At 40.6% G+C, this 12,914-nt stretch carries 15 protein-coding genes and 2 other annotated features; of the genes, 3 read left to right on the forward strand and 12 right to left on the reverse strand.

What is annotated here, in order from left to right; genetic code table 11:
• Positions 1-119: 119 nt before the first annotated feature.
• Complete coding sequence (locus MLOOGBEN_RS19720; RefSeq protein ID WP_179159990.1) at positions 120-674, reverse strand: CvpA family protein; 555 nt, start codon at positions 672-674, stop codon at positions 120-122.
• Between the two features lie 3 nt (positions 675-677).
• Positions 678-941, reverse strand: coding sequence for a cell division protein ZapA (gene zapA, locus MLOOGBEN_RS19725; RefSeq protein WP_179159991.1), 264 nt, complete (start codon positions 939-941; stop codon positions 678-680).
• Positions 942-1,200: 259 nt separating this feature from the next.
• On the opposite strand from zapA, the gene rnhC reads away from it, so the two are divergent.
• Complete coding sequence (gene rnhC / locus MLOOGBEN_RS19730; RefSeq protein WP_179159992.1) at positions 1,201-2,139, forward strand: ribonuclease HIII; 939 nt, start codon at positions 1,201-1,203, stop codon at positions 2,137-2,139.
• Between the two features lie 823 nt (positions 2,140-2,962).
• Here the strand turns inward: rnhC and pheT are convergent.
• The 3 genes from pheT to MLOOGBEN_RS19745 form a co-directional block, all read right to left on the reverse strand.
• Positions 2,963-5,377, reverse strand: coding sequence for a phenylalanine--tRNA ligase subunit beta (gene pheT, locus MLOOGBEN_RS19735; protein ID WP_179159993.1), 2,415 nt, complete (start codon positions 5,375-5,377; stop codon positions 2,963-2,965).
• Between the two features lie 15 nt (positions 5,378-5,392).
• Positions 5,393-6,430: a phenylalanine--tRNA ligase subunit alpha gene (gene pheS, locus MLOOGBEN_RS19740; protein ID WP_179159994.1), complete on the reverse strand. Its 1,038-nt coding sequence runs from the start codon at positions 6,428-6,430 to the stop codon at positions 5,393-5,395.
• 74 nt (positions 6,431-6,504) lie between these two features.
• Positions 6,505-6,744 (reverse strand) — a binding site (T-box leader).
• A 61-nt stretch (positions 6,745-6,805) separates the two neighbouring features.
• Positions 6,806-7,555 (reverse strand): TrmH family RNA methyltransferase, encoded by a 750-nt coding sequence (locus MLOOGBEN_RS19745; RefSeq protein ID WP_179159995.1) that lies wholly within the window; start codon positions 7,553-7,555, stop codon positions 6,806-6,808.
• A gap of 111 nt (positions 7,556-7,666) precedes the next feature.
• Here MLOOGBEN_RS19745 and sspI point away from each other — a divergent pair, with 111 nt between their 5' ends.
• Entirely contained in the window at positions 7,667-7,873 is a 207-nt protein-coding gene (gene sspI, locus MLOOGBEN_RS19750; protein WP_179159996.1) for a small acid-soluble spore protein SspI, read from the forward strand.
• A gap of 165 nt (positions 7,874-8,038) precedes the next feature.
• Here sspI and MLOOGBEN_RS19755 read toward each other — a convergent pair whose 3' ends face one another.
• Both MLOOGBEN_RS19755 and MLOOGBEN_RS19760 read right to left on the reverse strand, forming a co-directional pair.
• Positions 8,039-9,124 (reverse strand): M42 family metallopeptidase, encoded by a 1,086-nt coding sequence (locus MLOOGBEN_RS19755; RefSeq protein WP_179159997.1) that lies wholly within the window; start codon positions 9,122-9,124, stop codon positions 8,039-8,041.
• 52 nt (positions 9,125-9,176) lie between these two features.
• Positions 9,177-9,668, reverse strand: a complete 492-nt coding sequence (locus MLOOGBEN_RS19760) for a dUTP diphosphatase (protein WP_179159998.1) — start codon at positions 9,666-9,668, stop codon at positions 9,177-9,179.
• Between the two features lie 103 nt (positions 9,669-9,771).
• On the opposite strand from MLOOGBEN_RS19760, the gene MLOOGBEN_RS19765 reads away from it, so the two are divergent.
• Positions 9,772-10,152, forward strand: coding sequence for a sigma-w pathway protein ysdB (locus MLOOGBEN_RS19765; RefSeq protein ID WP_179159999.1), 381 nt, complete (start codon positions 9,772-9,774; stop codon positions 10,150-10,152).
• A 4-nt stretch (positions 10,153-10,156) separates the two neighbouring features.
• Here MLOOGBEN_RS19765 and MLOOGBEN_RS19770 read toward each other — a convergent pair whose 3' ends face one another.
• From MLOOGBEN_RS19770 to infC, 5 genes are all read right to left on the reverse strand, one after another.
• Complete coding sequence (locus MLOOGBEN_RS19770; RefSeq protein ID WP_179160000.1) at positions 10,157-10,744, reverse strand: TVP38/TMEM64 family protein; 588 nt, start codon at positions 10,742-10,744, stop codon at positions 10,157-10,159.
• Positions 10,745-10,942: 198 nt separating this feature from the next.
• On the reverse strand, positions 10,943-11,206 hold the full coding sequence (locus tag MLOOGBEN_RS19775) for a DUF1294 domain-containing protein (RefSeq protein ID WP_179160001.1): 264 nt from the start codon (positions 11,204-11,206) through the stop codon (positions 10,943-10,945).
• Between the two features lie 56 nt (positions 11,207-11,262).
• Complete coding sequence (gene rplT, locus MLOOGBEN_RS19780; protein WP_133367531.1) at positions 11,263-11,619, reverse strand: 50S ribosomal protein L20; 357 nt, start codon at positions 11,617-11,619, stop codon at positions 11,263-11,265.
• Between the two features lie 31 nt (positions 11,620-11,650).
• Positions 11,651-11,851: a 50S ribosomal protein L35 gene (rpmI, locus tag MLOOGBEN_RS19785; RefSeq protein WP_034676880.1), complete on the reverse strand. Its 201-nt coding sequence runs from the start codon at positions 11,849-11,851 to the stop codon at positions 11,651-11,653.
• A 17-nt stretch (positions 11,852-11,868) separates the two neighbouring features.
• Entirely contained in the window at positions 11,869-12,387 is a 519-nt protein-coding gene (gene infC / locus MLOOGBEN_RS19790) for a translation initiation factor IF-3 (protein ID WP_179160147.1), read from the reverse strand.
• A 100-nt stretch (positions 12,388-12,487) separates the two neighbouring features.
• Positions 12,488-12,619, reverse strand: a sequence feature (ribosomal protein L20 leader region).
• Between the last annotated feature and the right edge of the window lie 295 nt (positions 12,620-12,914).

Genomic DNA, 12,914 nt, shown 5'->3' on the forward strand with positions numbered 1-12,914 from the left:
AGAAGTAAGTCATTCTCTCCTAGAGAGAAGTAAGTCATTCTCTCCTAGAGAGAAGTAAGTCATTCTCTCCTAGAGAGAAGTAAGTCATTCTCTCCTAGAGAGAAATAGTTCATTCTCTCCTAGAGAGAAGTTAAAGCAGCAGTATATTCAATCCACATACCTTTTACTTGCTCCGATAGGAATGGTGTATGATTCACAATCAAGTTCGCCATAATGGAATCATCCAAAGGTTTTTGCAAAATTTCCATTGGAACTAGCGCAGCAATATATAATAAAATAAAGATAATTAAATAGACTTCGGCAAAACCAAGGATGCCGCCTGCCCAGACATTTAGTTGCTTAAGAATTGGCAGATGGGCAATAAAGTCAAGCATGGATCCAATTATTTGTAACAGAATCTTTACCGCAAAGAAAATGATGACAAATGCAATGGCACGGTAAAAGGCATCCTCTAAATTACCGTTCTCACTTAATAGTTTTAGAGGAGAAGTTGTGCCAAGATTCGGATATGGAACCCATAGCGTTAGTCTCGGTGCCAGATCATCATAGTATAAATTTGCCACGATGTATGCAATAATAAAACCTGTTAAATGGACTAACTGCAAAATGAAGCCTCTTTTTAAACCGATTAAAAAACCAAAAATTAATAATATAATAATTGCTAAATCCAACATGACTTATTCAGTCCTTTTCCTTTGTAATTCAGATTGAAGCACCTCTAATTGTTCCTTCATTAAAATATAATCATTGACGGCATTTAATGCTGTTAATACAGCAAGCTTACTTACATCTAAAGATGGATTCTTAGAACCAATTTCGCGCAGCTTTTTATCGACTAATGACGCGACATGTCGAACATGACTTTGGGGTTCGGTACCTAAAATAACGTATTGCTGTCCGTATATATCTACGGTTGTTCTGGTTTTATCTGTATTTGACAAATTACTGCCTCCATTCGATTCGAAGAAATCCCTATTTTATAATATAACACGAACGGATATGTGTCGAAAAGAGAAAAGCAAAAGCGCCTGTTCAGCCCCGACAAGCACTGGAGGTCAAACAGGTGAAGTCGCGCTCTTTGACTTCGGCTGTTTGACCGAAGTGACCTCGAGGGGCTAGGCGCTGGAGCTAGACAGCAGAACAGATTGATTTGGTGTATTTTTACTTTTTTCTAGAAATTTGTCGAGGAGTGTTTTTGAATTGGGAAATGTTGTTTTAAATCTAAGTATGTCTGAAATTAATAAAATGAAAAGCTATTATGAAGGTAAATTACTAGATAAAGCGCCTCCTGGCAGTGTGTTTGCTGCCAAGACTTCTGGCTCGACGATTACTGCCTATAAGTCTGGGAAAGTTTTATTCCAAGGGGGCGGCTGTGAAGCAGAAGCGAGCAGATGGGGTGTTGCAGCAGCAAAGAGCACTGCACCTTCTAAAACAAGTACTCCTAAAGGTAATGTACCGAGTGGAATCAGTCAAATGTCGGTAATTGGTTCAGATGAGGTCGGTACTGGTGACTTTTTTGGTCCAATTACTGTCGTTGCCGCATATGTACAAAAAGAGGATATTCCCCTATTAAAGGAATTAGGTGTTAGGGATTCAAAGGATTTAAATGACGATAAAATCATTGCGATAGCAAAGGTAATCAAGGATGTAGTTCCATTTAGCCTAATGACACTAAAAAATGAAAAATACAATCAGCTTCAGCAGGCAGGTATGTCACAGGGGAAAATGAAAGCGATCCTCCATAATCAAGCTATCCTAAATGTGCTGGAGAAAATTTCACCGGTTAAACCGGAAGCGATTCTGATTGACCAATTTGTTCAGGGAAGTACCTATTTTCAGCATGTTAAAAATCAAAAAGGTGTTGCTAAGGAAAATGTTTATTTTAGCACAAAGGCAGAGGGGATCCATCTTGCCGTCGCTGCCGCATCCATCCTCGCCCGGTATGCTTTTGTTCAGTATATTGACAAGCTTAGTGATTCGGCAGGCTTTAAGATTCCAAAAGGAGCAGGAGCCCAAGTGGATGAAGCTGCAGCAAAGCTGATTTTGAAAAAAGGACGAGAGGTATTGCCACAGTTTGTAAAACTGCACTTTGCTAATACCGATAAAGCGATGAATCTGGTGAATAAAAAGAGAGGGTAACGTAATGATCTTTCATGTGACCACATTTTATGCGGGCTTAGGTCAGTCAAGGCTATCTGCAATGACCCAGGCTTTTTATGAATACCTTTCGGTCACTTCAGACTACCTGCATTGACCCAAATAATTTTTATGAATGTTTTCGGTCACTCCAGGCTACCTGCATTGACCCAAATGCTTTTTATGAATGCCTTTCGGTCACTCCAGGCTACCTGCATTGACCCAAATGCTTTTCATGAATGCTTTTCGGTCACTCCAGACTACCTGCATTGACCCAAATGCTTTTCATGAATGCTTCTCGGTCACTCCAGACTACCTGCATTGACCCAAATGCTTTTCATGCATGCTTCTCGGTCACTCCAGACTACCTGCATTGACCCAAATGCTTTTCATGCATGCCTTTCGGTCACTCCAGGCTACCTGCATTGACCCAAATGCTTTTCATGCATGCCTTTCGGTCTCTCCAGACTTCCTGCATTGACCCAAATGCTTTTCATGCATGCCTTTCGGTCTTTTCAGACTACCTGCATTGACCCAAATGTTTTTCATGCATGCTTTTCGGTCACTCCAGACTACCTGCATTGTCCCAAATGCTTTTCATGAATACTTTTCAGTCACTCCAGACTACCTGCATTGACTCAAATGCTTTTCATGAATGCCTCTCGGTCACTCCAGACTACCTGTATTGACCCAAATGCTTTTATGAATGCTTTTCGGTCACTCCAGGCTACCTGCCTAGACCCAAATTTCATTTTTTTAAACTAACAGCCTGCATAAAAAAATGACCTAGTTGATTACTTACTAGGTCATTTTTTCTTAACTATTTTTATCCTCTCAATACTGCTCCAGCTTTTTCTTTTAAAGCTTCGAGTACTTGGGTGTGGACTTTTGTTACTTCTTCATCTGTTAATGTGCGTTCTGGATCCATGTATTTCAATGAATACGCAATGGATTTTTTGCCTTCTTCCATACGTTCACCTTCGTATAGGTCAAAGACATTTACCTCTTTTAGAAGCTTGCCACCGGCAGTTTGGATAATGTCCTTTAATACTCCAGCGACAGTGTCTTTATCCACGACAAGTGCAATGTCTCTTGTAATCGATGGGAAACGTGGAATTCCTGAGTATCTTAGCGGTGCAGTGGCTTCTTCTAGGATAGCCTTTAATGATAACTCAAACACATAGGTGTCTTTTAAATCTAGTTCTTTTTGCATGGTTGGGTGCACTTGGCCGACGAAGCCGATTCTCTCACCATTTAAGTGAATTTCAGCCGTACGTCCAGGGTGCATGTTATCCACTTTAGCTTGCACATATGTGACACTTTCAGTAAGGCCAAGTTTGGCAAACAATCCTTCTAAAATACCTTTTAATACATAGAAGTCAACTGCCTTTTTCTCCCCCTGCCAAGAATGGCTGTGCCAAAGACCAGTAATCGCGCCTGCTAAATGCTCCTGCTCTTCAGGTAGAACTTCATTTCCATTGGCTAAGAATACTGCACCTGTTTCATAAACAGCGAGGCTGTCGTTTTGACGGGCACTATTGTATTTTAAAACTTCCAACAGCTGCGGCATGATGCTTAAGCGTAAAATACTGCGGTCTTCGCTCATCGGCATGGCCAGACGTATGAAGTCGCGCTTCTCAAGTGCGAATTGGGCAGCCTTTTCTTGACTTGTTAATGAATAAGTAACTGCCTGGTACAAGCCAGCACCTTCTAAATATTGGCGGACAATGCGGCGTTTTTCCTGATAGTTAGATAATTTACCTGGTGTTGCTGAACCGATTGGCAATGTTTTAGGAATGTTATCGTAGCCGTAAAGACGCGCCACTTCTTCAATTAAGTCTTCCTCAATTTTGATGTCACCGCGGCGTGTTGGAGCTGTAACCGTAATCGTTTCATCCTCACTGGTTACCGCAAATTGAAGGCGTTCGAAAATGGCTTCAACCTCTGACACAGTCAAGTTTGTGCCGATGACACTATTTATTTTTTCCAAAGTAATTGAAACTACTGCTGGTTCAATGGTAAGTGTATCAACCTCCGAAGCACCTTCTAATACTTCGCCGCCAGCGTATTTTGACATCAAATAAGCAGCACGCTCACCCGCTGCTCGAACGCGGTTTGGATCGACACCCTTTTCGAAACGAGCGCTAGCTTCACTTCTTAACCCGTGGTCTTTCGATGCTTTTCTTACAGTTCCTCCTGTAAAATAAGCCGCCTCTAACAATACGGTTGTTGTATCTGAAGTAACCTCTGAATTAGCTCCGCCCATAACGCCGGCTAATGCAACTGGTTCGGTTCCATTTGTAATGACTAAATGGTCAGAAGTTAACGTACGTTCTGCATCATCTAGCGTTATAAACTTTTCACCATCTTTTGCACGGCGAACAAGGATTTCTTTTGAACCTAAGCGATCATAATCAAATGCATGCAGCGGCTGGCCATACTCTAATAAAATGTAGTTGGTAATATCGACGACATTGTTATGTGGACGAATTCCAGCAGACATAAGTCTTGTTTGCATCCATAGCGGCGCTGGTCCGATTTTTACATTTTTAATCACTTTTGCCGCATATAAAGGATTATCCTCATTTGCGTCTACTTTTACGGTAATATAATCAGTAGCTTTTTCATTCACTGGCTGAAGGTCGATTTCTGGAAGCTTTACATCTCTGCCAAGAATTGCAGCGACTTCATAAGCTACACCTAGCATGCTCAAGCAATCCGCGCGGTTTGGTGTCAGGCCAAGCTCAAGAACTTCATCATCACGGTTTAATAACGCTAGCGCATCAGTTCCAACTTCAGCATCCTGAGGAAAAACAAAAATCCCTTCAGAATATTCCTTTGGTACAATTTTCGCTTCCATACCAAGTTCAGTTAAGGAACAAATCATTCCATTAGACTCTTCACCACGAAGCTTTGCTCGTTTGATTTTAAAATTACCTGGTAGTACTGCACCAACCGTTGCCACTGCTACTTTCTGCCCTTGAGCGACATTTGGTGCGCCGCAGATGATTTGAACAGGTTCGCCCTGACCAATATCCACTTGGCATTTGCTTAATTTATCCGCATTTGGATGCTGTACACGCTCAACCACGTGACCAACGACTACTCCTGTAATTCCTTCGTTAAGGACCTCAACGCCCTCAACCTCAATCCCGCTTTTTGTAATTTTTTCAGCTAACTCGTCAGCCGACACTCCGGATAAATCTACATAATCCTGGAGCCATTTATATGAAACAAACATTTTTAAACTCCTCCCTTATTCATGCTTTGAAAACTGTTTTAAGAAACGTACATCGTTAGTGTAGAAATGACGAATATCATCGACACCGTATTTCAACATCGCAATTCGCTCTGGACCCATACCGAATGCAAATCCTGTGTATTTTTTAGAATCGTAGCCAGCCATTTCAAGAACATTTGGATGAACCATTCCTGCTCCAAGAATTTCAATCCAGCCTGTTTTCTTACAAACATTACAACCGTGTCCACCGCAAATCATACAAGAAATGTCCATTTCAACAGATGGTTCGGTGAATGGGAAGAAACTTGGACGCAATCTGATTTCTCTGTCATCGCCGAACATTTTTTTCGCAAAAACCTCTAATGTTCCCTTTAGGTCACTCATGCGGATATTCTCGCCGACCACAAGGCCTTCAATTTGCATGAACTGGTGGGAGTGCGTCGCATCATCATTATCACGGCGATATACTTTACCCGGACAGATAATTTTAATAGGACCTTTACCCTGATTCTTTTCCATAGTCCGAGCTTGAACGGGTGATGTATGTGTGCGAAGTAAAATTTCATCTGTAATATAGAAGGAATCCTGCATATCGCGGGCAGGGTGACCCTTCGGTAAATTTAATGCTTCAAAGTTATAATAATCCTGCTCTACTTCAGGACCTTCCGCCACCTGATACCCCATACCAATAAATAAATCTTCTATTTCTTCAATGATTCTTGTTAATGGATGGTGGTTTCCAACCAGAACCGGTCTTCCTGGCAGTGTAACATCAATCGATTCAGAAGCTAGTTTTTCTAATACTGCAGCTTCTTCTAAACCTTTCTGTTTTGCCTCTAAAGTGGTAGCTATGGCTTCACGAACCTCATTTGCAAGTGCTCCCATCATTGGGCGCTCCTCTGCTGAAAGCTTACCCATTCCACGCAGCACTTCCGTGATAGGACCTTTTTTTCCTAAATAGGCAACACGGATGTCATTCAATTCTTTTAAGCTTGAAGACCGTTCAATACTTTGAATAGCTTCCTGCTGCAATTCCTTTAATCGTTCTTGCATTTGGAATTCCTCCTTTAATTTTCGATAATTTCCGAGTAGTGCCTGTCACCAAAAACAAAAAAACCCCATCCCTGGAAAGGGACGAGGTTTATAGTCGCGGTACCACCCTTGTAAACACGGTATGTATAAAAACATTGTGTTCGCTTCATTCGGATAACGGCTAGGCCGGTGCATCTTTACACGAAATAATCGTGGTCCCGATGCCAACTCAGGAGGTGAACTTCTCCTATCCTTCCCATAAAAGTGCTTTCAGTCACGGCACTTTCTCCCTAAATGGTCGCTGATAAGATACTTTTCTCCGTCATCGTCTTTTGTATTTTTCAATAATGTAAATTATTATATAATACTTTACTTGATGATTCAAACTAGTATCGTCTATTTTTTTAAAAAATATAACAGGATGCCTGTTGCTACCGCGACATTGAGTGATTCACTTTTGCCGTAGATGGGAATATACAGGTTTGCTGACGTTTTTTCAAGCAGCTCTTTGTTAACCCCGCTGCCTTCATTGCCAACAAGCAGTGCAAAGGTATCATCTGTTGAAATATCAGTATATGCAGAAGCCCCTTCAAGTGCTGTACCATAAACAGAAATATTTTTTGTTTTCAACTCTTCGACCCACTCATCGAGATCTCCTCTTAAGATAGGCAGGTGGAAATGACTGCCTTGCGCCGAGCGAAGTACCTTTGAATTATAAACATCCACGCTTCCCTTTCCTACGACTACTGCGTCAATGCCAGCTGCGTCAGCCGTTCGAATCATCGTACCTAGATTTCCTGGATCTTGTACTGCATCAATTAGCAGATACGTCTTTGCATTTGGTACTTCTAACTGAACCTGACGGCAAACAGCATAAATCCCCTGAGGTGCCTCCGTGTCAGATAATGAATTTGAAATCTCTTCAGTAACTAGGGTGACCGGTACTTCTCCGGAATCCCAGCGCGGCGGCAGACCTGTCTTATCAGAAACGACAATTTCGATTACACTCTCATGTTGTTTTAATGCTTCTTCGACTAAATGGAAGCCCTCGACTAAAAAGGTTCCGGATTTATCCCGCTCCTTTTTCGTTAACAGCTTTTTCCATTGTTTTACTTTAGGGTTTTGTATGGATTCAATATGCTTCAAGTTTGTGCTCCTCTAGTGTTTTTTCTCATTATATCCCAAAAAAAATACATAATAAAATCAAATATAGAAATCATATTAAAGAAATGTATGATGAAAAAGGAGTGTGTGATGATGAATTTAAATTTGCGAAATGCTATTATTCACAATGTTACTGGTAACTCACAAGATCAATTAGAAGATACAATTGTTGATGCCATTCAAAATGGTGAAGAAAAAATGCTCCCAGGCTTAGGTGTGTTATTTGAAGTGATTTGGAAAAACTCTTCTGAGGATGATAAGAAAGAAATGCTTTCAACACTTGAAAATGGTTTAAAGTGATTAAGTATTTGCTGCTGCCGATTCGAACTCGGCAGCTATTTTTATGCTTATCCGCCAGTATTTCTTGCCATCCGCCAGTATTTCACGCTATCCGCAAGTATTCTCCGCTATCCGCAAGTATCGTACTAAAAAAAATCCCCGACATAATATCGAGGACAGCACACTTTATTCGTACGTAATTTTATCAACCGTATCACGGTCTAGTCGCTTGATGACTTCAACAATCAGTTTAACAGCATTTTCGTAGTCATCACGGTGCAGCATTGCCGCATGTGAATGGATATATCGTGTTGCGATGGTAATCGCTAACGATGGAACACCATTATGAGAGAGATGGATCGGACCAGCGTCAGTACCTCCACCAGGAATGGCATCAAATTGATACGGGATATTCAATTCATCTGCTAAATTGGTGATAAAGTCGCGCAAGCCTTTATGTGCCACAAGGGTTGCGTCGTATAAAATAATTTGTGGACCATTTCCCATTTTGCTCATGGCTTCTTTTTCAGAAATTCCAGGTGTATCACCTGCAATACCAACATCTACAGCAATACCGATATCAGGATTAATTTTCTCAGCAGAAGTTTTCGCACCACGAGCGCCAATCTCTTCTTGAGTTGTTCCGAGACCATAAACCTCGTTGGGATGGTCGGTACCTTTTAATTGCTTCAATACATCAATCGCAATCGCGCAGCCAATTCGATTATCCCACGCTTTTGCCAAAAGCATTTTTTCATTATTCATCACCGTAAATTCAAAATAGGGAACAGCCATATCTCCTGGGAGAACTCCCCATTCCATTGCTTCTTCACGGCTTGATGCCCCGATATCAATAAACATATCTTTTATTTCTACTGGCTTCTTACGAGCTTCTACTGATAAAATGTGCGGAGGCTTGGACCCGATGACACCAATGATATCCCCTTTTTTTGTAACGATCGTTACGCGCTGTGCCAGCATGACCTGTGACCACCAGCCGCCAACTGTTTGAAAACGAAGGAAGCCTTTATCATCAATTTGGGTAATCATAAACCCAACTTCGTCTAAGTGGCCGGCAACAATAATTTTCGGACCGCCCTCTTTCCCAACCTTCTTAGCAATCAGACTGCCAAGTCCGTCAGTTGTTACTTCATCCGCATATGGAGCTATGTATTTCGTCATTACATCGCGAACTTCCCTCTCGTTACCGGGAATTCCTTTGGCGTCGGTCAAATCCTTTAACATCGTTAAAGTTTCATCTAATTTAGCCATTATTTCGCCCCCTTATATGTATGTTCGAACATCATTATACAATAATTTTCAGCTAATAGTTATTCTGCTGTCTTTGATAATTTACTTCATTTTTCGTAAAATATGCCTTTTCCATTTCTTCATAGCTTATTCCCAGCAGTGCACCCAGCTGTAAATAAGATTGAAGCAATGATTTGAAATCAAGGTCGTTTTTGCTGTTTTTAAAATCATTTATTTTTTCATAAATGAAAAGAAATTGGTCTGAGACATTTAAAGCAGTTGGTTCTGTTTGAATAGAGTACTGAAGTTTCTCAAACCCGCATTCAATGCCAAGTGACAAGATGAAATGGACTCCATCGACAAACTCCTCAAGTACCACACTTTTTTCCGATGATGGTTTCACACTCCAAAACTTGAAGCAGCGGGTTTCATTCGCTAATTCCCCAAGTTCCACAAGCAATGCGAGTACCTTCCTGTTAAATAAATCTTCATCCTGCAGGCCATGTTTTTCTTCAATGTGCTGATCCAGTGCTTGCTGCATGTTAAATAATTTTTCTAGCTGCATTTTATTGAACACTCCCTTTGCAAAATTATATCAAATTGTGGATAGAATGAAACCTTTCAGTTTCCAATTCGTATAGTAGGTAAAAGTACTAGGAGGAAAAACTATGGTTTGGCTGCTGCGCTTACTGTTAGTATTCTTGTTCAGCTTCATTCTTTTTGTAACCATTAAATATCTTCTTAAACCAACTCGTAAATTAGAAGCAGCGCGAAAACACAAACGTTTCTTACTAATAGATAATGAAGAGGTTATCAAGAATTTTCAACTCACCTATAATGGCGCTGTGTTTACGGGAGAAAAATATCTAGGGGCCACCAAAAACACAATAGATGTTGTTTCCATCTCGCTTTGGCCGAATCAGACTACTTCCATTCAGGGAATGGCTAAGGAAGACTTTTATTTTATCGAAAAAAAAATACGCGAACGATATCCAGTTGCCCAAATCAATTGGAAAAGTCCAATTGATGAATTTCTGCATCAAAAATAGCCGCTTAGCCAGCGGCTTTTTCTTTTGTTCTTTTAAAAAACACCTTCCATTTGATTACATTTTGTCTCTCTCTCAGTAGATAAACGAGAATCGTTAACCCCAGTAAAATTAATGCGATTAGAGAAGGCGTAAAGGTTGAGATATACTCTCCGAAAATTGTACAAAAAAAGGCGATTGGGAAATTTGTTAAGAAAGAGGCTTTTAGAAACTCTTTAAATTTAGGTTTTCTTTGTTTTAAGCAAAAGCTTAATAGGTGGTAATGAACAAATGGAATAAGTCTTAAAATGGCAATTTGACCAACGGTAAGATTTCGATATTCCCCAAACCAGCGATTTTTTATTTTTATAAGGCGCTCTTGTGTTTTCGGCATTCTATCAATGAAGGCATAGAAAAAGACGCTAACCCCCATTAAACCAATAACCGAATAAATCGTACCCCACACCGTTCCAAAAAGAACCCCTCCAGCAATGACGACAACCGATACAGGAATAAATAAGAAGGATCTTAGCAGATGAAATAGAACAAAAGCCAATGGAGCAAAAATCCCCCCGGCTTCCACCATGATTAACAGCAAAGACAAGTCCTCATTCATAAAACAAAGCCCCCTAGGTGTTAATCTATCTTATAATCCAGCTCCAGCGCCTAGCCCCTCGGGGTCAAATAACCTTCGGGGCTGAGCACAAAGGAAACCTCCTTGAATACTCTTCGCAGGAACAAGCTGTGCTTGTTCCGAAGGCGCTTCCGCTTTTTGTTGCTAGTTTAGCATATAGAAAGGGCCATGCTGTTATGTCTACAACGTGAAAAAATAGCCTAAAAGAATGATTTCTGTAACAGCTAGTAATGGAAAGACAACTTTAAAGGACAAGTGCTTTGTTTTATGTCGAAAGAGCTGCATTCCTGCTGTTGTACCAACGGCTCCTCCAAATATAGCCACTAGCCACAAGGTGTTTTCACTAATCCTGTACTGATGTTTTTTTGCTCGTTCTTTATCTACTTTCATCACAATCAAACCAATTATATTCATTATGAGATATGCACCTAAAATGGTACTCATTTTTCTCATCTCCCCAATATAAAAAGCCATTCTCGTTGTGAGAATGGCTCAAGAAATTATTTTTGTTGTTGTTTTGCAACGTTTGCTAATTCAGTAAATGCTGCTGCATCGCTTACTGCTAATTCAGCAAGCATTTTGCGGTTTACTTCGATACCAGCAAGCTTTAAGCCATGCATTAAACGGCTGTAAGAAAGACCGTTCATACGAGCTGCTGCGTTGATACGAGTAATCCAAAGTTTACGGAAGTCGCGCTTTTTCTGGCGACGATCGCGGAATGCATACATTAAAGATTTCATAACCTGTTGGTTTGCTACTTTATATAATGTATGTTTTGAACCATAATAACCTTTTGCTAATTTAATGACTTTTTTACGACGCTTGCGCGTCACTGTACCGCCTTTAACACGTGGCATGAATTTTTCCTCCTATATCAATCGTTAACGATTATTTAAGATTTGTTAATAAGAAACGGATGCGTTTGAAATCTCCTTTAGAAACAAGAGACGCTTTGCGAAGCTTACGCTTAGCTTTTGTAGATTTGTTTGCAAATAAGTGGCTAGTATATGCGTGAGAACGCTTCAGTTTACCAGAACCAGTTTTCTTGAAACGCTTTGCAGCCCCACGGTGAGTTTTCATTTTTGGCATTGGGATAGTCCTCCTTATTACTTTTCGATTTTAGGTGCTAGAACGAGGAACATACTCCGTCCATCCATTTTCGGATGTGACTCGATAGTCGAAACTTCCTTGCACTCTTGTGAGAAACGGTCTAACACACGCTGACCGATTTCTTTATGGGTAATCGCCCGGCCCTTGAAACGGATTGAAGCTTTTACCTTGTCGCCTTTTTCCAAAAACTTAATCGCATTGCGAAGTTTTGTATTAAAGTCATGCTCATCAATTGTTGGGCTTAGACGAACTTCTTTTGTAACGATAATCTTTTGATTCTTTCGAGCTTCTTTTTCTTTCTTTTGATTCTCGAATTTAAATTTGCCATAGTCCATAATTCGGGCTACCGGAGGCTTCGCATTTGGTGCAACTAGTACCAAATCAAGATTCACTCGTCCGGCAATCTCCAGCGCTTCAAATTTGGTTTTAATCCCCAATTGCTCGCCGTTTTGATCAATTAAGCGAACTTCGCGAGCGCGAATACCCTCATTTAACAACATGTCTTTGCTAATAATTAGCCACCTCCAAGGTTTTCACGAATACAACATCCAGGTCAAGATAATCTGACTTTTGCTGCATCGGCAAGTACTGAACAACTTTAGATTCTTTGTTTAAGCAAACAAAAAAGTGCGGATGAATACACCCACACTTTACGAAACAAAAGTAATAAACTAAAAAGTTCACGTAAAACCTGCCAACTGCCAATTGCGTCAATCAGGTGAGAAGCGGGTGCTTCTTCTTTTCCCAAATCAAGTATTCAATTTTCCTTAGTTACTATAACATAAGCAAAGACGTAATGTCAAACATGCATTTCATATGGCAACGAAATTTATTCTATCAAGAAACGAAAAATTATTCAATAGAAATTTTTTCTTTTTTTTGCCGTGCTATAATTGGCTGTTGATTTCCACTCCAGGCACTTCGCTTTCCGCAGGCGGTTCGGGAAGCCTCCTCGACGCTAAAGCGCCTGCGGGGTCTCCCCTGTCCCGTCCTCCTGCAGGAGTCTCGTGCCTTCCATTCCAATCAACAGGTGCAAAAATCA

This window comes from Bacillus sp. EB106-08-02-XG196 (assembly GCF_013396335.1).
Lineage (GTDB): Bacteria > Bacillota > Bacilli > Bacillales > Cytobacillaceae > Neobacillus.